The organism is Psychromonas arctica, from assembly GCF_038155225.1.
In the GTDB taxonomy this organism is placed as follows: domain Bacteria; phylum Pseudomonadota; class Gammaproteobacteria; order Enterobacterales; family Psychromonadaceae; genus Psychromonas; species Psychromonas arctica_B.
Window position 1 is genome coordinate 22,565 of the sequence record NZ_JBAKBA010000024.1, and the last position, 22,096, is coordinate 44,660.

General features: G+C 36.5%; 16 protein-coding genes. 7 read left to right on the forward strand and 9 right to left on the reverse strand.

What is annotated here, in order from left to right; genetic code table 11:
* Positions 1-45: 45 nt before the first annotated feature.
* Positions 46-933 carry a LysR family transcriptional regulator gene (locus tag V6255_RS11125; RefSeq protein WP_341628228.1) on the reverse strand — a complete coding sequence of 296 codons (888 nt, stop codon included), beginning with the start codon at positions 931-933 and terminating at the stop codon, positions 46-48.
* Positions 934-1,094: 161 nt separating this feature from the next.
* On the opposite strand from V6255_RS11125, the gene V6255_RS11130 reads away from it, so the two are divergent.
* The 4 genes from V6255_RS11130 to ylqF all read left to right on the forward strand — a co-directional run bounded on the left by V6255_RS11130 (position 1,095) and on the right by ylqF (position 5,103).
* Positions 1,095-1,772: a pirin family protein gene (locus tag V6255_RS11130; RefSeq protein ID WP_341628229.1), complete on the forward strand. Its 678-nt coding sequence runs from the start codon at positions 1,095-1,097 to the stop codon at positions 1,770-1,772.
* 102 nt (positions 1,773-1,874) lie between these two features.
* Positions 1,875-2,414: an NAD(P)H-dependent oxidoreductase gene (locus V6255_RS11135; protein ID WP_341628230.1), complete on the forward strand. Its 540-nt coding sequence runs from the start codon at positions 1,875-1,877 to the stop codon at positions 2,412-2,414.
* A 96-nt stretch (positions 2,415-2,510) separates the two neighbouring features.
* The gene (locus V6255_RS11140) at positions 2,511-3,134 is read left to right on the forward strand and encodes an isochorismatase family protein (protein WP_341628231.1); all 624 of its coding nucleotides are present in this window, start codon (positions 2,511-2,513) and stop codon (positions 3,132-3,134) included.
* Between the two features lie 1,027 nt (positions 3,135-4,161).
* The gene (gene ylqF, locus V6255_RS11145) at positions 4,162-5,103 is read left to right on the forward strand and encodes a ribosome biogenesis GTPase YlqF (protein ID WP_341628232.1); all 942 of its coding nucleotides are present in this window, start codon (positions 4,162-4,164) and stop codon (positions 5,101-5,103) included.
* A 140-nt stretch (positions 5,104-5,243) separates the two neighbouring features.
* Here ylqF and V6255_RS11150 read toward each other — a convergent pair whose 3' ends face one another.
* Together V6255_RS11150 and V6255_RS11155 are read right to left on the reverse strand one after the other, a co-directional pair.
* Positions 5,244-6,053, reverse strand: a complete 810-nt coding sequence (locus V6255_RS11150) for a class III extradiol ring-cleavage dioxygenase (protein WP_341628233.1) — start codon at positions 6,051-6,053, stop codon at positions 5,244-5,246.
* Positions 6,054-6,193: 140 nt separating this feature from the next.
* Positions 6,194-6,643, reverse strand: a complete 450-nt coding sequence (locus V6255_RS11155) for a DoxX family protein (RefSeq protein WP_341628234.1) — start codon at positions 6,641-6,643, stop codon at positions 6,194-6,196.
* 218 nt (positions 6,644-6,861) lie between these two features.
* On the opposite strand from V6255_RS11155, the gene V6255_RS11160 reads away from it, so the two are divergent.
* Entirely contained in the window at positions 6,862-7,770 is a 909-nt protein-coding gene (locus V6255_RS11160; RefSeq protein ID WP_341628235.1) for a LysR family transcriptional regulator, read from the forward strand.
* Between the two features lie 139 nt (positions 7,771-7,909).
* On the opposite strand, the gene V6255_RS11165 is transcribed toward V6255_RS11160, so the two are convergent.
* The 6 genes from V6255_RS11165 to V6255_RS11190 all read right to left on the reverse strand — a co-directional run bounded on the left by V6255_RS11165 (position 7,910) and on the right by V6255_RS11190 (position 16,504).
* Positions 7,910-8,998, reverse strand: coding sequence for a rhomboid family intramembrane serine protease (locus V6255_RS11165; protein ID WP_341628236.1), 1,089 nt, complete (start codon positions 8,996-8,998; stop codon positions 7,910-7,912).
* Positions 8,999-9,018: 20 nt separating this feature from the next.
* Positions 9,019-9,645, reverse strand: coding sequence for a hypothetical protein (locus V6255_RS11170; protein WP_341628237.1), 627 nt, complete (start codon positions 9,643-9,645; stop codon positions 9,019-9,021).
* A 331-nt stretch (positions 9,646-9,976) separates the two neighbouring features.
* Positions 9,977-10,612, reverse strand: a complete 636-nt coding sequence (locus V6255_RS11175) for an FMN-binding negative transcriptional regulator (protein ID WP_341628238.1) — start codon at positions 10,610-10,612, stop codon at positions 9,977-9,979.
* Positions 10,613-10,778: 166 nt separating this feature from the next.
* Complete coding sequence (locus V6255_RS11180) at positions 10,779-13,277, reverse strand: metallophosphoesterase family protein (RefSeq protein ID WP_341628239.1); 2,499 nt, start codon at positions 13,275-13,277, stop codon at positions 10,779-10,781.
* 349 nt (positions 13,278-13,626) lie between these two features.
* Positions 13,627-14,835, reverse strand: a complete 1,209-nt coding sequence (locus V6255_RS11185) for an acetate kinase (protein ID WP_341628240.1) — start codon at positions 14,833-14,835, stop codon at positions 13,627-13,629.
* Between the two features lie 766 nt (positions 14,836-15,601).
* Complete coding sequence (locus tag V6255_RS11190; RefSeq protein ID WP_341628241.1) at positions 15,602-16,504, reverse strand: LysR family transcriptional regulator; 903 nt, start codon at positions 16,502-16,504, stop codon at positions 15,602-15,604.
* Positions 16,505-16,687: 183 nt separating this feature from the next.
* Here V6255_RS11190 and V6255_RS11195 point away from each other — a divergent pair, with 183 nt between their 5' ends.
* The gene (locus tag V6255_RS11195) at positions 16,688-18,406 is read left to right on the forward strand and encodes an L-lactate permease (RefSeq protein WP_341628242.1); all 1,719 of its coding nucleotides are present in this window, start codon (positions 16,688-16,690) and stop codon (positions 18,404-18,406) included.
* 250 nt (positions 18,407-18,656) lie between these two features.
* Positions 18,657-21,500 (forward strand): FAD-binding and (Fe-S)-binding domain-containing protein, encoded by a 2,844-nt coding sequence (locus V6255_RS11200; protein WP_341628243.1) that lies wholly within the window; start codon positions 18,657-18,659, stop codon positions 21,498-21,500.
* Positions 21,501-22,096 lie beyond the last annotated feature (596 nt).

Sequence of the window (22,096 nt, forward strand, 5' to 3'; positions counted from 1 at the left end):
CCATATATGTATATGGCTACTATGAAAGTAGTCATAGTTGATCAGTTACTCTTGCCTATAATCACGAAGTTTATCGATGAACCATCGTATTGCTCTACCTTTATTATTTTTTCTCCACCCCATAAATAAAGGAGTTAAGGCCGCTTCTTTTGTGATTGAAAGAGGAATTAAAGTGCCTGCTTTAAGATGATTAAGGATACGATGTGTGGGTAAAAAACCGATCCCTAGGCCTTTCACTTGAGCTGAAATTTTTTGTTCCATTGTCGCAACCCGTAATACAGTTTGTTTCTCGAATATTCTATGTGTCATAGAAGGTGATTTTTTTGAGGAGTCTTTGATCATAATTGAATGGAATGGCTTTGTATCTTCTTCTGACAGGGGAAGTTTAATTTGACTTAAAGGGTGGTTTTTAGCGACAACAAATTGCCATTCAGCTACCCCAATTTCCTCAAATGCAATACCTTGAGTATTTATTTCAGGGGAAGGTCCACCGATAACTAAGTCAGCTCTATTTTCTACAATAGCTTCCCAGCTTCCAGCTAATACCTCTTCTATGATATTAACTTCCACACCTGTTTGTAATTGATAAAATGCTTCAACAACCTCGTATAACTTGTCGATATCATAAATGGTATCGATTGCTATAGTGATCTGTGACTCCCACCCGCTATCCACTTGTTTTGCCGTTTCTACAATATTTTGAGCCGCTTTTAGTAACTCTCGACCTTGTTCGAGTAATACTTTACCTGCAGGTGTTAGCACAGATCTGCGACCTTCTCGTCGATAGATCATAATGCCTAAATCTTCTTCTAATTTTTGTATGGTATATGTCACGGTTGAAGGAACACGATATAAAGCTGCTGCAGCTGCCGCAAAGCTGCCTTTTTTATCTATTGCATCTAATACTTCACAAGCTTCTAAAGATAATTTCACTACTTCACCTCATCAATATAATTGTTCAGTAAATTCGAACGTATTTGTCAGTATTACTTGATTTTAATCAAGGAATAAAAATATACAATAGTTTCATAGTTCGAAAAAATGAAATGTTAAAGTTATTTCATTATCAATTAATCGTTAAATAGGAAATGAAAATGCAGTTATTAAGTAAAAATTCATTACACCGAGGTGGTTTTGCAGGATTAAAAGAAACTCGCTTAATCGTTGATAACAAAATTGGCGGACAAAATAACACATGGAACGGGCTTGGTAATTTTATTTATTTAGCCGATGCTCAATTTCTACCCAATGGTCAAACAGGTATGCATCCGCATAAAGAATTAGATGTCATTTCAATTATGGTTGAAGGAAGTATAGAGCATAAAGGCTCTATGGAAAATGGCAAGGCAATGCATGCAGAACAAGTGCAAGCACAACGCGCTGGAGGGGAAGGTTTTGTTCATAATGAAATTAACCCTGAAAACAAAGAAAATAGAATGTTGCAACTATGGGTGTTACCTGAAACTGCCGGCGAGCCGGCAAGCTACAAGTTTTATGATCTCAAAAAAGAACAAATGATAAGGGTTTACGGTGGTAATAAATCACAGAGCGAAACCTTGGATAGTCAAACTATTATTGAAGTAGGTTTGCTCAGTAAAAATACGACTATTACCCAGCATGGTGAATTCATCGCTTACATCACAGGCGGTAAAGGCATTTTAAATGATGTTGAAGTAAAAGACGGTGATTTAGTACGTGATGTGAATTTAAATTTCACCGCATCTACCCAGCAAGTTTATCTAACCCTCATTTATTTAAATAAAGCTTCATAACGTCAATAGTCACAAGATATAGCCCTTTAACTCAACGTTAAATAAGACAGGTGTTGGTCCCAGTTAAGTGATTAACACCACTAATATATAGGAATTTAAAACATGAAAAAAATACTAACCATTTCAGCAAGTAACAGTGCAAATTCAATCAATAGAACGCTATTAGAGTTAGCGTCGAGCAAAATTGAAGGTCATAACGTTGCAATGTTAGACATTCGAGATTATCCAATGCCATTTTTTAGTTTAGATAAAGAGGAAAGTGAAGGTCACCCAGAAGCAGCTAAAAAAATCCGAGCATTATTTTCTGAATACGATGCCTTCATTATTGCTTCACCGGAGCACAATGGTGGTATGCCTGCAGAATTTAAAAACTTAATAGATTGGGTATCTCGTTTAGGAGACTTACAGAACCCAATGTTTGCAACAAAAAAACCAGTATTGTTACTTAGCACTTCTCCCGGTCCTAATGGCGGTGCAACAAACCTCCAAACATTAACGCAGTTAATGCCATGGTGGGGGGCTGATATTAAAGGGTCATACAGCTTAGGGAGTTTTTATTACCATTTTGTAGATGGGGTTTTAAATACTGAGAAAGAGAAAGAGCTTACAAATTCAGTAACTGAGTTCATCGACTCGCTTTAATTAGCATCGCTATTATTCATACTTTAAAAAGAGCTATCTGTTCTTTCTTGAGCTCTTAAAAAAGAATACTTAAAACTTAAATGAAGGAAAAAGCACATGACAATACAACATTATCCAAAAAATCGTTTCACACCAGAAAATAGTGCAATATTACTAGTAGATCATCAAACTGGTTTATTGCTTGGTGTTCAAGATTTAGATCAAGATATGGTGCGCCGCAATGCAGCAACTCTAGCTAGAACGGCTAAAATGTTTGATATGCCTGTTTTATTAACAACTTCAGCTGAAGATGGTCCAAATGGCCCATTAATTCCACAAGTCACAAATGAATTACCTGATGTAAAAATTATTCAACGTACTGGTGAAATTGATGCTTTTGATTATGCTGAATTTGCTGATGCAGTAAACGCAACTGGCCGTAAAAACCTTATCATAGCAGGTATATCGACGGATGTTTGTTTAACCTTTGCTGCATTAAGTGCGGTTGATCGTGGCTATAATGTCCATGCTGTTATTGATGCATCAGGTACATGGAACAACGCAGCTCAAGCAACATCTATTGCGCGTATGTCGGCTGCCGGTGTGACAATGAATTCAACCGTTGGCGTAACAGCTGAACTTCAAAGAGATTGGAAGAACCCAACTGGAGAAGCACTGGCTACTCTATATGCAGACCTAGCTATTCCATTCTATCAAACTTTAATTGCGCTTCGTTCGTAATGAATACTGTTGAACTGTCGTTGAGTTTTAAGTGACAGTTCAACATTTTTGATTAGGTAAGATATTTACCATGCTTTATTTCAGATAAATGGATAGATTACATTTTTAATATTGTTTGAATTCAGAGCATAGGTTTATAAGCGCTATAAAAACCTGTTTAACCAATACATAAAAATAAAATTGATATTGCTTAATCTATATCCTCATAACTCAGTGTTTTATGCCGTTCAACTTAATCTAAGCAGCCCCCCTCCTTACTGAAAAAACCTTGTTGTAACTAAGTAATATTGGCCAAAAATTAATAGGCTACTAAGGTGCCTTGAGGTGGAAGTGACTTAGTGAAATTGCAGTTTACAACAACCTTTTACGCATTAAAACTGTCAAAAAAGGAACCTCAGTATCGTTATTTTAAATACCACCTCACGGCATAAGACTTTACAACTTCCCAAACTGTTAAGTTGGGAAATTGTATTTAACAGGTTAGTTTTTTAACGTAGGTAAGCCTTTACAAATGACTTAATAAATAGCTTCCCAAAAAAAACAGAAGGGAAATTTCCTTAACTCTGGCTCAATATAGCCACGATGTTCTTCAAAGAAGGTTTCACCAATATTATTTTCATCCCACACCAATACAATAAAACTTCTCAAGTGCTTACAAACCTCTCGGTCAGATAAGCCTTTTGAGTAGAGCCAATGTTCCACATTTGATGACAAGCCAAGTTTAAGTATCTCTAGCTTATCTTATATTTTCTGGGTGTTAGGCTTTATAAATTATGACGTCTAAATACGCCTAACGCCAGAAACAAGAAGTAACCTAAACATACAACAAGTTTAAATCACACTTTATCTTTGTTAAATAACTCATACAATCTATCAATTACCGTATAAGAGTAATTAAATGTATATCTCATCAACCATCAGTTACACTACAGGAATAAAACAATTTAATTAATTTAAGCAAACTCATTTAGTACCCCATATAGTACCCCATGAGACAAGGCTAAAATAAAAAAGGCAATAAAATCAAATGAGTAAAGCGAATATCCAGTGGTTTCCTGGGCACATGCACAAAGCACACAAACAAATTCAAGAAGTACTCCCACAAGTTGATATTATTATTGAAGTTGTTGATGCTCGTATCCCTTACAGCAGTGAAAATCCACTGATTGCAGCTATTCGACAAAAAACACCTTGTATTAAAGTATTAAACAAAGCTGACCTTGCTGACCCTGAGATCACGGTTAGATGGATTGAATACTTAGAGCAAGACCAAGATATAAAAGCAATTGCTATCACCACCAGCAAGCCGGAACAAGTGCATCAAATCACTAAACTGTGTGAGCAATTGTTGCCTCACCGATTAGGCCAAGACAAACAGATTCGCGCTATGATCATGGGCATTCCAAATGTCGGAAAATCAACCATCATTAATATTTTAGCAGATCGAATTATTGCTAAAACGGGTAATGAACCCGCAGTGACCAAAAACCAACAACGCATTCGCCTTCCAAGTGGCATTATGTTGTCTGATACGCCCGGATTTTTATGGCCTAAAATTGAAAATGCTAACTCGGGTTACCGCTTAGCAGTAACAGGTGCGATTAAAGATACAGCTATTGAATATGAAGATATCGCATATTACGCCGCTGAGTATTTAATAAAACATTATTTACCCCGTTTACAAGAACGTTATGATTTTGATGAAACACCACAATCAGACCATGAATTAATGGAATTGATTGCTAAACGCCGTGGAGCATTGCGTGCAGGTGGTCATTTTGATATTTATAAAGTATCAACAATTCTGCTCAATGAATTACGTTCAGGTGCATTAGGACCATTGAGTATTGAAATACCTGAAATGGTTGCCGTTGAAAAACTTGAAGTGGCTGAGATCATGAAAAATAAATTAGCTAAAAAGATTGAAGTAAAAGCAGCAAGAAGAAAAAGATACAAGAAAAATAGGTAAGCTTAGTTTATTAAAAACTAACTCACTAAAAGCTATTCAGCTTAAATGGAAAGAGAGCTACTCATTAAATTGAATAATTCTCTTTTGGTGACTTACCAATCGTTTATTTTAAATTAACTTACATCTAATATTACTTGGTATTAAACATCACTTCGCCATACAAATGCGCTTGATCGCTTACCCATAATAGTAACATTCTCATGCTCATCCCAAACACGCCCAGCTAGACCATAACAAACATGCAATGGCAACAAATGCTCTTCTCGTGGATGACAATAGCGTGCATGTGGCGCATTTTCCCAGTGAGTTAGTCGTTGATGACGTTCACTTTCTGATAAGCTTTTATCACTTAAATTCGTCTTTAGCCAATCATCGAATTGTTGATTTTTAAGTTGACCATCTTTAGCGTTTTGTTCACCTTTAAAAGCTTTCATATTGTGAAACGAAAAGCCTGAGCCAATCACTAATAGATTCTCATAATCAAGCGATTGTAAAGCTTTACCAATCGCTAAATGCTGCTTGGCATCAAGATGGTTCACTAATGAAAGTTGGATGGTTGGAATATCTGCTTCTGGATACATTAATGTTAAAGGCACATACAAACCATGATCATAACCTCGGTGATAATCCATTATGACTGGTATAGCGGCTTCTTTTAAGGCCTGTTGAATCTTTTCAGCCAGCACTGGTTCACCAGCACTTGGATATTGAACTTGATAAGCCGACTCTGGAAAACCATAATAATCGTAAATTATCTTTGGTTTTGAACACGCTGTAACACGTACTTCTTTCTCTTCCCAATGAGCACTTATCACCAGAATCGCACTGGGTTTTGGCAATATAGACGCTAATGATTTTAAATAACGATTCATATCTCGATGTGCAGCATCATTAAACAAGGGCATTGGTCCCCCACCATGTGAAATAAACGCAATATTGAGATTATTCATATTCACTCCAAACCCAGTTTCGAATATCAAATCATTTATATGAAATGAAAAAGACGACTAAACTACTAAACAGTTTAAAAAGATCATTATCGCTAGATCCTAGCGATAATGATCAAAATAGAACAATAAGATGAACTAAACTATTTACTCAATTTTTTGCTTAATACGTTATCTAAACTAAAACGGCCACCACCTTGCACTGCTAACGCAATCAATGCGACTAACAACGTTAATGCGTATTCGTAACCGTTGTTATCCATAAATAAACCATTACTTATATGTACCGAGAATATCGCCACTACCATAGTAAACGCTGCAACTACTGCCGCTGGACGTGTTAATAACCCTAACAATAATGCTAAACCACCAAAGAATTCTGCACTGCCGGCTAATAAAGCCATTAAATATCCCGGAGTCATACCGATGCTAGCCATCCACTGCCCAGTACCTTCTAAACCGTAACCACCAAACCAAGCAAATAATTTTTGTGAGCCATGTGCTGCTAAAATTAAACCAATCGGAGCACGAAGTATTAATGCACTAATACCCGCTTTCGATGACAGTAGTTTGTTTAATAATGGTGAATTCATAGGTTATTCCTTTATAAAATAGTAATTAATAGTGTTGCCCCTGCTTATTGGGATGGAGTCACTTTACTATCAACGATACAAAAGAGTAATATGTAAAATATAGAATAATTAACAACAAAGTGTTGATAATCTTGTTTTAAATAAAATTTTTCAATGAAAGCATTTCAATGAAAATATTAGTGAATAGCCAAAACAGTTAATAAAGAACAGAGGTAATAATGGATAGAATTGATGCAATGAGAGCCTTTGTTGCCGTCGTCACTGAAGGTAGTTTTAGTAATGCAGCTTCAGCCTTACAATTCTCTCCTCAGCTGGTGAGTAAGTATGTTTCGAAATTAGAAGAGCAACTTGATGTACGATTATTACACCGTACAACACGTAAAGTCAGTTTGACTGAAGCGGGAACACATTATTATCAGCATGCTCAACAAATATTATTAAGCATTGACGAAATGGATTCACAACTTGGTGGTTTGCAACAAAATCCCAAGGGAACATTACGTATTAGCGCCCCCGTTTCATTCGCATTAAAGCACATGGCTAAGTTAGTGGCAGAATTCCAGTTACGTTATCCGTTAGTCAATGTAGATTTACAGCTCAACGACCGAAAAGTTGATATTGTGGATGAAGGGTTTGATGTAGCGATTCGTATCGGCCAACTTAAAACCTCGTCATTAATCGCTAAACATATTGCGCCAATTCGCGTTATTTTATGTGCTTCTCCAGATTACCTTAAGCAATACGGCACGCCTATTAAACCCGAAGATCTTAAAACACATCGTTACTTACACTATAGCTACATGGAAATAGATGGTAAGGATGAAGTATTTCGATGGTTAAGAACACAAAACACGGGCAGTGCATTGCGTAGCAATAATGGTGATGTCTTAGTTGAAGCGGCTATTGCTGGTGCAGGTATCGTATTACAACCAACCTTTATTGCCAGTAAAGCACTACAAAGCGGAGAACTCATTCAGGTATTACCCGACTTTGAACTTGACCCAATTGGTTTATATGCGGTGTATGCCAACAGAAAATCATTACCTAATAAAGTCAGATTTTTTATTGATTTCATGGAAGGATATTACGGTTCACCACCTTATTGGGACAATTTAATAGCAAAATAAAATGTACTTTATAACGCTAATATTTTCTTAATATTAGCGTCAAAAAGTAATTTTTAAATACAATCAATACATTACATTACGAAAATCACGCTTATTTAAAGGTCACTTAAATAAGATATTTTTTACCATCCAGTTGAATTTAACGTTTAATTTTAACTTCAGGGCTATTGAGTATTGCTAATAATGGATTGTTAGCAAAGACTTGTTTTTTAACTAATAAGCCAATGACAAGACCAGCAATAAAGCCACCAATATGAGCCCAGTAAGCAACACCACCGCCACTTTCATCAGCAAAGTAAAGACCAATGACATTAATACCTAACCAAATAGCAAAGAAAACTAACGGACTCACTTTCTTTTGGTAGATAACAATCATTAATGTCAGGCTAGCGTGTCTAAACCACAATAAGTACATTCCAAATAAACCAGCAATCGCACCACTTGCCCCCACCATTGGAACAAATGAATCAGGTTCAGCAAGAATCTGTGCTGCCGCTGCAGCAAGGCCGCAAAGTGTGTAATATAAAATAAATTTACCACGACCTAATGTATCTTCAAGATTGTCACCAATAATATACAAGAAGTACATATTACCAATCAGATGCATCACACCACCATGCATATACATGTGTGTTAGTAGAGTCCATAACTGGTGTCCATGACTTACTTGATCAGAATGTAATGCAAAATTGTTATAAGCAAAGGACTCACCGACCAACCCTATCGAATAGCTAATGAAAACCAATAAGTTTAATAACAATAGAGAATACGTAGCCCACGGAGTCGTTTTAGGCTTTAAATTATATTCTATTGGCATTTGAGATAAGAATTGAAACAACCAGGTACGTTTTTGAATAGGTTTATCTAATTCTAATAATGCTTGAGCAATAGCTGGGGATTGAGTCACTTTTTCGATCTCTTCATTATCTAACCACACACCAGAGCAGCTAGAACAAGTATCAACCTCAACCTCGAAACCTGACATTAAATGATAACGTGTTAATACTTGGTCACATACATGACAGTGACGTTTTGATGCGCCAAGTTTATCTCCCAATTTTTCCTCAAGGTACACTTGATCATTATCGTTATCAGCAATCGATAATGCGCCATCTAATTCCCCCAGTTCCAGCCATATTCCATGGCACTCTTGGCATTTGTCAACTTCCTGTTGATGAAACTCATACTTTCCCATTGAAACGCTAGCGCAGTTTGGGCAATTTTTCATTGTCATTTTCCTTAATTATTCTATAACGGACTAACGTCAATACCGGCTTCAGTGAGTTCATGATGAAGTTTTGTATAATTGTTAATAAGTTCTTTTAGCGCGCCATCTTTAGTTTTTTGATTAAGTACGGCAAGTAAACCAGCACCATACTTAGCACCAAATTGACGATTCTCTATTTTTTTAATGATTAATGCAGTTTCAGAGTTATAACGACGTATTGCAGAGAGAATTTGACTTGGGGTTTCCAATGCATTGGAAGAGTATTTCATGTTGTCCCATACAAAAGAATCAATCATAGGATGGTGTGCTTTTATGTCGTAGGGCGATTTATCTTTAAGTAATTTAGCATAACCATCAAGTGTTATAACATTATCACCAAGTTCATCGGCTAACGCATGTTGCAGATAGAAGTTCTTCTCTTTGCTGTTTAAATTTTCAAATAACAGCGCTTGAGATAATCCTTCTTGTGCAGCTAAATAGACACCCGCTACCGTCGCAATAACTAAAAATATTTGCCCGACCCAAAAACCACTTTTAATTAAATCAGAATTATCAAATCGTATGGCTTGACGCTGTTTCTTGTTGTTTTTTTGAAGAGTCTCACTTTGGTTTAACGTTTCATCTTGGTCTGGGAGCTCAGATTGCATAGTCTCTATCTTCCATGGTTAATTTTTGAAAGATAATATCATAACTTTATGTTTTTTTTACAATTCAATAGAGAAGAAAAATACTTTTATTCTCTATAAATATCCATGGTAAGAGACTCTATTCATTAAGTTAAAGGATTATACCAACCACTTTAAAAAGTAAATTAGCTTTTACAACAAAAAAACATAAATTTTTTTAAATGTTAATTTGATAACTATTCATTAGGAAGTGGCTTGTATTTTATTCCAACGAACTTTAAACGTTCTCATTATTTAATGCTGGTTTATAAGTAAAGAGGTATTGATTGTGAATCTTTACCAATAGTTAAGATTATTTATCGAAATTTGCTTTTATCATTGAGGCTATTTCATTAATGTTTGAATCCTTATTTTCTGAAAGTACCGAAACAACCCCTATCTGGTTCACCTCTGGTTGATTTTGGCTAAGCTTCCACTGACCTGTTATTGAAGACACTTCAATTTCTATACCTACGATCGCAGGAATCATTTTTTGGATATATTCATCAGGCGCATCTGAAAGAGACCAAGGTTCGGGCTGCGTAGATTCATGTATAATCGTTAATGTCTCAATGGCATTTAAAATCCAACCTGGGTCATTAATAAACGAAATTTTTCCTTTGACATGGACGACCACATAATTCCATGTAGGGACGGCTTTGCCCGTCTCTTTTTTGGTAGGATAATTATTAGGAGAAATATAACAATTAGGACCATTAAATATTACTAATATCTCTGAACCATTTTTAACTGATTTCCACAAAGGGTTTGCCTTAGCAATATGAGCCTTTAAATAAGTTTTATCTGACTTTTTCTCAACTATCATCGGTAGATGAGTCGCTTCAATTCCCACTTCCGATTGAGTAATTAATGTAGCAAAAGAATACTGTCGCATTAATTCAACAAGATCCTCAATGTTTTCTTGTTTAAATTTTCTTGGTATAAACACTATGCTTCCTTAGGTTAATGAGTATGTAAGAATAGAATCTTTTCGCATTAATAAAGGAAACTTGGAATACTTAGATTCAAAATCTAAAAATTAAGGCTCAGTCAACATTCTTTTAAAGAATATTAACTAAACCTTAAAATTTAATCATGTATATAACTAGCTTCCCCTATTCATCATTATCAATTTTTGTAATTAATGCGAATAGACCATCTTTATGCGTAAATCCCCAGACAGAATTATTATTATAGTTATAACCCCACAAATAAGTACCACAACTGCCACTCACATCACTAGGTGTGCTTCCAGAACCAGATTGAAACATAACACTGAAGTCATCAGAGTATGATGTAGCTGTGAAACAGTCTTCGTCTAAAAACGCCTCCCAAATACCTAGTTCTTCGTTATATCGACCAATCGTTAGTGTAGATAACTCAACATTTTTAGGCGCAGTTATTGCTATTGTCATCGCATCAGCTTCATCTTCATCAGTTACAATACCATCTCTAATAACATTCGTTGGGTTATCAGTTTCTACAGCATCTTTATCAAAATAAATCTCAGAAGGTGACGTAGTTTGTACAAATCCATTGGTGTTTTTATACGAGCCATCTTGGTTTAAATTACCGTTAATGTACAAAATATCAGAAACTGATCTTATATCGTCATCAGTAAACCAACTTAATGAAAGTAACTCATTCATTGCTTGCTCTTGACGAGGAATATTATAAGCATCTGCAAAGCTTGTATATTCACCTTTACCTGTCCCTAAATCATCTTGATAGTTAACATCAACCCCAACTTGTTTCTTATCTTGCGTATCAGTTGTTAACACTTCAACACTGTTATAAGTTAAATTAAAACCATCCAGAATAGCCGCTTCAGTGCCTATATATCCTTCTTCATCAGGTGTTTTTGTAGTTGTCCAATAAGACTCGTAAGGTGAAACTACACGTTGTAAAGCATCGTTTGTGTAACTTGCACTATCGCCTAGGAACCATTCGATAGGGATTATGCTTTCAACGGTTGTACCTGTTGAATCAATATCATATTGTACCCATGCATTTTGATTTTCATCCCAGTACGTTCCCATATTCATATCAGCTTCTGAGAAGTTAACTGGAGCATAATAGTTTTTAAAAGTAATTTGACGACCATTAACTTCGACAATAACAAATGAAATTTTATTAGATTTTTCATACTTAGTTAAATCTTTTGTATATTGGCTATTAGTACCTTCATAGTCACCGACTTGGGCGAAATTATCCTGCGCTAAACCCGTTTCGTATTTATCATTGATGCCATAGCGATTGTTATAAGCCTTCCAAGAAGCATTACCAGCAACTATTTGCGTAAAACCAACAGATGGATTTGAATTATCAGGATGAATTAAACTACGTGAGTATTGATGGTCGTGACCTGCAATATAATTAACTTTATATTCACTCAATAGATTAAGCACGTTATCCATTAAACCCGGTGACGATTCATCTTGTAGCTGTAAGTAACCTAATTGGCCAGTATCCAGCCCTAAAATACCTGGTTCCGTTTGATCTTCGTTTTCTTCACCTGTACTCAACGAACTAATGTAATCAAAATATTCATCATAATTATAAACTGAAGGACGCTTTTTGGTTGATAATGCTTCATGACCAAACATCACAATATGGTCTACTGTTGCACCTTTAGTTTCTAATACATTTTTCAACCAATCATATATAAGCAGCCATGTACCTTCATAGCTAACAGACACTAAATCACTGGCATAAAAATCAACAGCAATGAATAAAGTATTGTTTTGAACTGTATAATACATAAGATCTTCAATCTCTTCATAACCTACAATTTCACCGCTTTCTAAACCACTTGTTAACAATGTACCTGGATATTTTTGGTACAAGTTATACCCTTGGTCGTATTCTTCAGTGTCTGCATCAGTATAGGCATCGATACCGTTATCCATATTATTTACAGAACGATTATCCGTTGTATCAACTTCTGTTGTAAACCAACTTAACCAATCATAACCATCTACGATCTCATGATTACCACGAACAGGTAATACAGTCATACCTGCTTCAGTTAAAGGGTTTGCAACTTTATTCATCCATTCTACATATTCATTTTCAGTACGGACATCAGTCATATCCCCCACAGCAAGAACTACAGAGACGCCTTCAGCTTTTATTTTAGAAACAATGGGATCAACTAATAGAGCAGGAAGATGTTTAAAATCATAAGGTGTATCAAAACGTTCGTTACTTGCTATTTCAACTGGCGGTTCGTCATCAACAAGCGGTTCACCATTTTCATTAACAAATACAGCGTTATAAGGATCAGATACATCTATTTTCCATCCTTCACCATCAAAAATGTCATCGTTATTCACGTCATAACCGATATCAACAGATAAAGTAATGTCATCATAGCTATGCGTAATCGTTTGTTTGTAATCATCATCACGACCTTGCGTGTCAGGGATAACAGCAAAACGCCAAACATTATTAGCATTATTTTCTGAAAGTTTATTTGCACCTTGTGTCATTGTCATACTGTCACTGACAGAGTCTGTTGATTTATCACTAGTTGTTTTTTCAGTTTCAGAGTTACATGCCGAAATAGCACTTGTAATAGCAATAATTAAAGCTGTTTTGTTTAAAACCTTCATTGGCATCCTTACCCATTATTAAACGTTATATTGATTACGACGTATGCTCGCCATAGCGCCATGTAGTAATAAAGGGAGTAAGGTAAAGAAAAAGTATTACACATATATGATAGAAATATGACATATTTCTTGAAAGTATTATTTGAAGTGAAAATTAAATATATAAAAAGCATATATTTTCAACTGCTCTTAACGAAAATGCATGAACAATATTTTATATTCACAATGATGAAATTCATTTATCAGATTTGGTAGATATTGATTAAGTTTAAAAAAATCTAAAACAACACCCACAAAAAAAGGCCAATCATTTCTGATTAACCTTTTCATTTTTAAAGCGGTTTGAGAATTAAACGTTCGTTAGCGCTAATGTATCTTGTGCGATAACCCACTCTTCGTTGGTTTGAACAACCATTGCGATAGTGCTGTCTTGTTCAGTGATAATGCCTTGGTTAGAAGACTTACCGAAGCGGTTTGCTAGGTTTTCTTGTTCGTTAACTTTAAAGCCTAATAAACCTAAGCGCTCTAATGTTAGTTGACGAATTGGTGCTGAGTTTTCACCGATACCACCAGTGAAGATAACCGCGTCTAAACGTCCATCTAAGGCTGCTGTGTAGCTTGCGATGTACTTAGCTAGACGGTAACAGTATAAGTCCATTGCGCGTTTTGCAGTTTCATCTGTATCGTAGTTATCTTCAACAAAACGACAATCTGATGTTTTTTCTGTTAATCCTAATAAACCAGACTCTTTTGTTAGCATGTCATTGATTTCTGTCATGCTATAACCTAGCTCATCGTGTAAATGGAAGATGATTGCAGGGTCAACATCACCACAACGTGTTCCCATTACTAGCCCTTCTAATGGCGTCATTCCCATTGACGTATCTACAGATACGCCATTTTTAATTGCACAAACAGAACCACCGTTACCTAAGTGACAGTTGATGATGTTTAACTCAGTTACAGGTTTTTGTAACACGTCAGCTACTTGTAGGCTGATGTAGTAATGGCTTGTACCGTGCATACCGTAACGACGAATACCATTATCACGGTAAAGTTTGTATGGTAGCGCGTATAAGTACGCTTCTTCTGGCATTGTTTGGTGAAACGCCGTGTCGAATACTGCTACATTTGATAATGCAGGTAAAGCTTTTTGAGCCGCACGAATACCAATAAGATGTGCTGGGTTATGTAATGGCGCTAATGAAATGCAATTTTCAATACCTTTCATTACTTCGTCAGAGATAACCGCTGATTTAGTGAACTGCTCACCACCGTGAACAACACGATGTCCGATAGCAAATAGGTTTGCTTTTAATACTGGACTTAAAGAAAGAATTTCATCTACGATGTACGTTAATGCTTCTTCATGTGCAGCGCCTGCGCCTAAATCAGCTTTTCCTTTAACGCCTTCTAAGTTCCATTTAATACTTGCATTATCTAATTGTAAACATTCAGAAAGACCTGAAAGTTTTTCATCGCCATTAACGGCATCAATGATGGCAAACTTCAAAGAAGAACTACCACAGTTAAGTACAAGAATCAGTTTGCTATCCATTTTTTAAATCCTATTTATCACAAAAACAAAGAGTTAGATCAATAAACAAGCCCAACTCTATAAAAGTTATATTCTTTGGCATTGTAAAGAAACAATAATCGATATAGCCCCTATGAATACTATAGCCAAATTAGAAGTGCGCAAGCATACACGTGAACGACAGAGATCACAAAACAGTTTTAAAAAGCTCATCTACCTTTGTTGATCAAAGATTATAGAGGGTATGTTAAAAAAAAGTGACGAAATGCATATTTATAACATTTTAACTAGTTGTTGATTATTATTTCACCAACAAAATAGCAACATTTAATTTACATTTAGGATTTATCATTACCTCATAAAACTCAAAAGAATGGCTTCTTAGACGACATAAGATCCGTAAGCTGATTAATAAACAGCATTAATAGAAGTGGTTAACTTAATGTTATTAAAATAGGAGCACTAACAAAATCTATTACCATGACATAGCCGTTTATGTATTAATCGATGCGTTAACTTAATGTCTCAATGATTTGAAGATTTAGCAGTTTGAAAAAATAGCGTTCTAATTATCTAGAAATTTAGTGACTTAAAGGTTTAAATACTCGGAGGTTTAGTTGCTTAAGATTTTAGCTACGTAGAGGTTTAATTAACTTGTAGTGGTACAGTGATTTTGTACCACTACAATTAGATCTTTAATTACTCAATGGTTTAAGGACTTAACGGCTTAGCAATTTAATAAGCTAGCCGTTAGATTGATGGTCACTTGTCCAACTCACTTCAATCACTAAAAAGACTCACCTATTGCTAAATAACTTTCTCGAATATGATCGATTAACAAACGAATCTTAAGGGGAGCTTGACGTGTAAATGGATACACGGCATAAATGCCTAGTTTCTTACCCACTTGCTCTGGAAAAATATCAATTAAATCGCCTTTCAAAATATCTTGATACACTAAACAACGTGGTACATAAGCAATACCATTACCACCTAATGCTATTTTTCGTAATGATCCGGCATTATTAGTGGTGAAGTTGCCCGCCACTTTAATAATATAATTACCATCCTTTCCTTTGAACTCCCACTCAGAAGCGCCTGTTGTTTGATAAGCATATTGTAGACAATTATGATTCACTAACGCTTCAGGTGTTGTTGGTCTTCCAAAGCGTTGGAGATAAGCAGGCGCAACACAAATAACCCATTGTGAATCAATTAGGTGACGAGCGATTAAATTTGAGTCCCCCATGTCGCCGGTTCTGATCACTAAATCGTAACCACCTCCTACCAAATCAACAAAGGAATTCCTCATAGACATATCGACTGTGAGTCCAGGATGCATATTGCAAAACTCAGCAACGGTGTTCGCTAATAAAAGGTCACCAGAAATGGTAGGCACTGACATTTTAATATTTCCAACCATACTTTCGGCATATCCATATACCGCGTCAATCGCTTCCACTGCGGCCTCCTTCACATTTTTAGCACCTTGATAAAGTACTTTACCCGCTTCGCTAAGGGTTAATTTTCGCGTTGTTCGATATAAAAGTTGTACTCCAAGGTCTTCTTCTAATCTGGCTATATGTTTGCTAACCACTGAATTTGTAAGGGAATTAATCTCTGCTACTTTACTAAATGAACCGTGTTCTACCACTTGAACAAATAGAATCAAATCATCTATCTTTGTCATCATTACGCCAATTTTGGAAACAATGTTTATCATTATCTCTATATATAGAAAAAAAGCAAAGGAGTATCGTCACAATCCATTAACAAATGAATAACAACAAAAACAAAGAAAGACCAGTTAATGTCATTCTGTTTTTAATCATAGTTATGGGGACATAACAGTCGTATAGAAAAGGAAGAAGAGATGAATAGTACGTTACTTGCATTAATTGCATTTTTACCCATCGTGATGGCAGCTATCTTGTTGGTTGGGCTAAATTGGCCCGCTAAAAAAGCCATGCCCGTAGGCTTTGCATTAACAGCAGTTATCGCTTTTTTTGTATGGGATATGTCAGCAACACGTATTATCGCATCGTCTTTGCAGGGATTAACAATAACCGTCGCTGTATTATGGATTGTATTCGGTGCTATTTTTTTATTGAATACATTGAAACATACTGGAGCGATTAATGTTATTCGTAACGGTTTCATCAATATTTCACCCGACCGCCGTATTCAAGCCATCATCATCGCTTGGTGTTTTGGTTCATTCATTGAAGGCGCATCAGGGTTCGGCACACCAGCGGCTATCGCTGCGCCACTTCTCGTTGCCATTGGTTTTCCCGCATTAGCAGCAGTGGTAATAGGTATGATGATTCAATCCACTCCGGTTTCATTTGGCGCGGTTGGAACCCCTATTATTGTTGGTGTTAATAAAGGACTTGATACTCACAACATATCCGAAATATTGGTATCTGGAGGGTCAACGTGGGACATTTACTTACAAGAAATAACCAATAATGTCGCTATCATTCATGCGGTTGTAGGTACGTTTATCCCTGTATTAATGGCAATGATGTTAACACGTTTTTTTGGTAAGAATAAAAGTTGGACAGAGGCCTTAAACATATTACCTTTTGCCATTTTTGCAGGCTTAGCATTCACCGTGCCTTATGCATTAACAGGTGTTTTCCTTGGCCCTGAATTCCCATCATTAATGGGAGGGTTATTAAGCCTTACCATCGTCGTTGCAGCCGCTAAAAAAGGATTTCTTGTTCCTCAAAAAAGTTGGGATTTTGAAGATGAAGCAAAATGGCCTAAAGAATGGCTAGGTTCTCTAAAAATGGATTTAAAGGAAGGTATTAGTAACGTTGGCGGTAAGAAAGAGATGAGTCTTGCATTAGCTTGGCTACCTTATTTACTCCTCGCGATTATTTTAGTAATTAGCCGAGTTAGCACTGAATTTAAAGGTTTATTAAAAAGCTTAAATCTATCATTTAATAATATATTAGGTGAATCAGGTGTAAGTGCAGGTATTGAACCCTTGTATCTACCAGGTGGTATTCTGGTCTTTGTTGCGCTATTGGCTGTTTTATTACAATCACGAAGCTTCAAGCCATTAGGTAGCGCATTTAAAGAATCGAGCAAAACATTATTAGGAGCAGGTTTTGTATTAATATTTGCAATTCCTATGGTGCGTATCTTTATCAACTCCGGCATTAATGGCGCAGATTTAGCCAGTATGCCTGTCACTACGGCTAATTTTGCAGCAAATCTTGTCGGTGATTTATTTCCAGCACTCAGTGCTTCTATCGGAGCATTAGGCGCATTTATTGCTGGGTCAAACACCATTTCAAATATGATGTTTAGCCAATTTCAATTTGAAGTTGCGCAAACGTTAGCCGTTTCAAGTACAGCGATGGTGTCTCTGCAAGCGGTTGGTGCGGCAGCAGGCAACATGATTGCCATTCATAATGTGGTTGCAGCCTCTGCAACAGTTGGCTTGTTAGGTAGAGAAGGCATCATTCTACGTAAAACTATTATCCCTACATTTTATTATGTTGCAGCTACCGGCATTATTGGTTTAATTATCATTTATGGTTTTAATCTTAGTGATAGCTTGATGTCTGCTCAAGGTAAATAGTTAGTCGAATGGGTTTAGACACAAAACTAAACCCGTACAGTTTAACAATTCACAGATAATTATTTATTAATTTGTAATAGACCATTCAATTTTAATGATTGAATCTAAGTAAACAAGAAAATATACAATAACATACAACGAATATTGTCTTAATTTTACGTCTGTCTAATACCATCGACATTCAATAAACAATTATTTATGGCACACACCTTATTAGTCAATTCGTTGCAATTCACATTGAGGATCTATAATGAAAAACAGTCAACAACCCTACCAACAATTAGAAGACATGTTGTTGCAGCATATCGACCAAGATAGAATTTTTACCGATCAAGCATTACGACTTGCCTACGGGACTGATGCCAGCTTTTACCGTTTAATTCCTAAGATGGTATTACGATTAAAAAACATTGATGAAGTCATTTTTACCATTAAAGCCTGCGGCCAACTAAACATCGCCTGTACATTTCGTGCGGCGGGCACCAGCCTCTCAGGACAAGCAGTATCAGACTCCGTATTAATTACATTAACTGATGATTGGCGTGGACATGAAATACACGATGATGGACAAAAAATCACATTGCAACCCGGCGTAATTGGCGCTGATGCAAACAAATACCTTGCTTCATTTGGACGCAAAATAGGGCCAGATCCTGCTTCTATCAATGCCTGTAAAATCGGCGGTATTGCGGCTAATAATGCAAGTGGCATGTGTTGTGGTACAGCGCAAAACTCTTACCGTACTATTGATAGTATGAAGTTAGTTTTTTCAGATGGCACATTACTCGATACCGCTGATACAGACAGTGTTGACGCTTTCAAATTAAAGCAACCCGCATTAATCTCAGGTATTGAAGCGTTATGCGCAGATGTTGCCAATAATGCTGAATTAACACAGCGTATTAATCATAAATATCGCCTTAAAAATACCACCGGATATTCGCTTAATTCATTAGTTGATTACTCAGATCCTATCGAAGTGATCAAGCATTTAATGATCGGTTCTGAAGGCACACTCGGTTTTATGGCTGAAATTACCTATAACACTGTGATTGAACATCCTCACAAAGCGTCAGCATTAATCGTATTTAATAATATTGAAGAAGCGAGCAAAGCGGTAACCGCGTTAACCAAAGAGCCTGTTTCAGCAGTAGAAATGATGGATGGCCGAGCAATGCGTTCGGTTGCAGATAAACCAGGTATGCCAAGCTTCCTTGATACGTTAGATTTACAAGCAGGCACCCTATTAATAGAATCTCGAGCAAGTAATACAACGCAATTAGATCAACAATGTATGGCTATAATGCAAACGGTCGCTCAATTTAACGTTATAGAGTCAGTCTCTTTTACCACCGATGCCAATATGGTGGCTACCTTATGGGGTATTCGTAAAGGCATGTTCCCTGCCGTTGGCGCAGTAAGAGAAGTCGGTACAACGGTTATCATTGAAGATGTCGCTTTTCCTGTCGAGCATTTAGCAGCCGGCGTACATGATTTACAAACACTATTTGAGCAATTCAATTACAACGAAGCTATTATTTTCGGGCATGCGCTTGAAGGTAATTTACATTTTGTGTTCACTCAAAGCTTCGACACGACAGAAGAAATAAAACGTTATGGCGGTTTCATGGATGCAGTGGCGCAGTTAGTGGCAGTTAAATACCAAGGTTCATTAAAAGCAGAGCACGGTACAGGCCGGAATATGACGCCCTATGTTGAACTAGAATGGGGTAAAGACGGCTATGCTTTAATGCAAAGAATTAAAGCATTGTTTGATCCTCGAAGCATATTAAACCCAGGCGTAATTATCAATGATGACCCTATCGGACACCTTAAAAACCTAAAACCAATGCCTAAAGCAGATGACTTGATTGACCGTTGTATTGAATGTGGTTTTTGTGAACCAGTCTGCCCTTCAAGAACACTCAGCTTATCACCGCGTCAACGCATTGTGTTATACCGAGAACTACAACGGAGAGAAAATAACAACGAGACTGAAGATGCTAAAGCGTTGCGAGATGTTTTTGAATATCAAGGCATAGACACTTGTGCGGCAACGGGTTTATGTTCTGAACGTTGTCCGGTTGGCATTAACACGGGTGATTTAGTTAAAAAATTACGTACCAGTAAATATAAAAAATTCACGCCTATTGCCCGTTGGACGGCAGACCATTTCACCGCCACCACCAAAATGGCATCAATGGGGCTAAAAGTAAGCAGTGTTGCTCAAAAAAAATTAGGCGATAAAACCGTCTCGAAAGTCACGAATAAAGTGCGTCGTTTAAGTGCGGGGAAAACACCAATGTGGATCCCTGAAATGCCGACCGCTAACAAACATAAAGTGAGCAGTACTTTCAGCCAAAATAAAGAAGATAAAGACAGCAAAAAAGTCGTTTATTTCCCATCATGTGCAGCTCGTACCATGGGGCAACAAGCTAATAATAGCGATAGTCGTCCATTAACTGAAGTAACCGAATCATTAATTAAAAAAGCAGGCTTTGATATTATCATTCCAGAGTCTTTAACGGATCAATGTTGTGGAATGCCATACGACAGCAAAGGCATGAGTGAACTTGCATTGCAAAAGTCGCAGCAATTAGAAGCCGCACTATGGGAAGCGAGCGAGCAAGGTAAATGGCCAATTTTAATGGACACCAGCCCCTGTGCAAAACAAAGTATCGATAAGTTTACACATTCGATGGAAGTATTAGAACCGACTGGATTTGTGCTTAAATACTTACTATCACACTTACAATTTTCACCTATCAAAGAAACGGTGATGTTGCATATTACTTGTAGTGCACAACGAATGGGATTAGAAAATAGCATGCTGACATTAGCTAAATCCTGTGCAAGTGATGTGATTGTCCCTGAGCATATTCAATGTTGTGGATGGGCGGGAGATAAAGGATTCACCACACCAGAGCTAAACGCAGCCGCAGTACACACACTCAAAAAACAAGTGCCAGAGCATTGTAAACGAGGGTTTAGTAATAGCCGTACCTGTGAAATAGGCCTTTCACATCATAGTGGTATTCCTTATCAATCCATTTTATACCTAGTTGATGAGGCAACTCATTCGTCAGCCATATAAGATAGTTGATTTGCTTTATAGATAAAAACAACTCACTGAGTGTTGATGGTTGATGGTTGATGGTTGATGGTTGATGGTTGATACTAGATAGCTAAAGATTAAGAAGTGAAAATTGAGCATAAAGGTTAACTATTTAGCTCAATTTTCATACCAATGGAATTAAATAAGTGATCAGAGATTGCGTAGGAAAAATTAACACTAATAAGGCGTGAGTTGTAGGAGATAGTTGTTCTCACTTCAAAACTCACAACGCAGTTAGGGGTAATTTTAACCAGCAAGAATGATTACCTTATTAATTCTTTTGGTATCACCATACCGTGAGTTGTTATTTCTATACAGAGTTAATATAAAAGCCAATGAGGTAACTATAAAATTGAAGTGTTTTTTCTGTCGTAATTATCATGACGTAGCTATCTTAAGTAACTATCCTGACGTAGCTATCATAAGTAATTATTTATACAAACGGGTGACATAGACAGACTTTAATAGTCTTAGGGAATAAGTCCGATTTATCCAAAGAACTTAGTGTGTTTATAAAATGTATTTATATAATATTTTCAAATAGTGCATTGAAATAATGTATTCAAAATAATGTA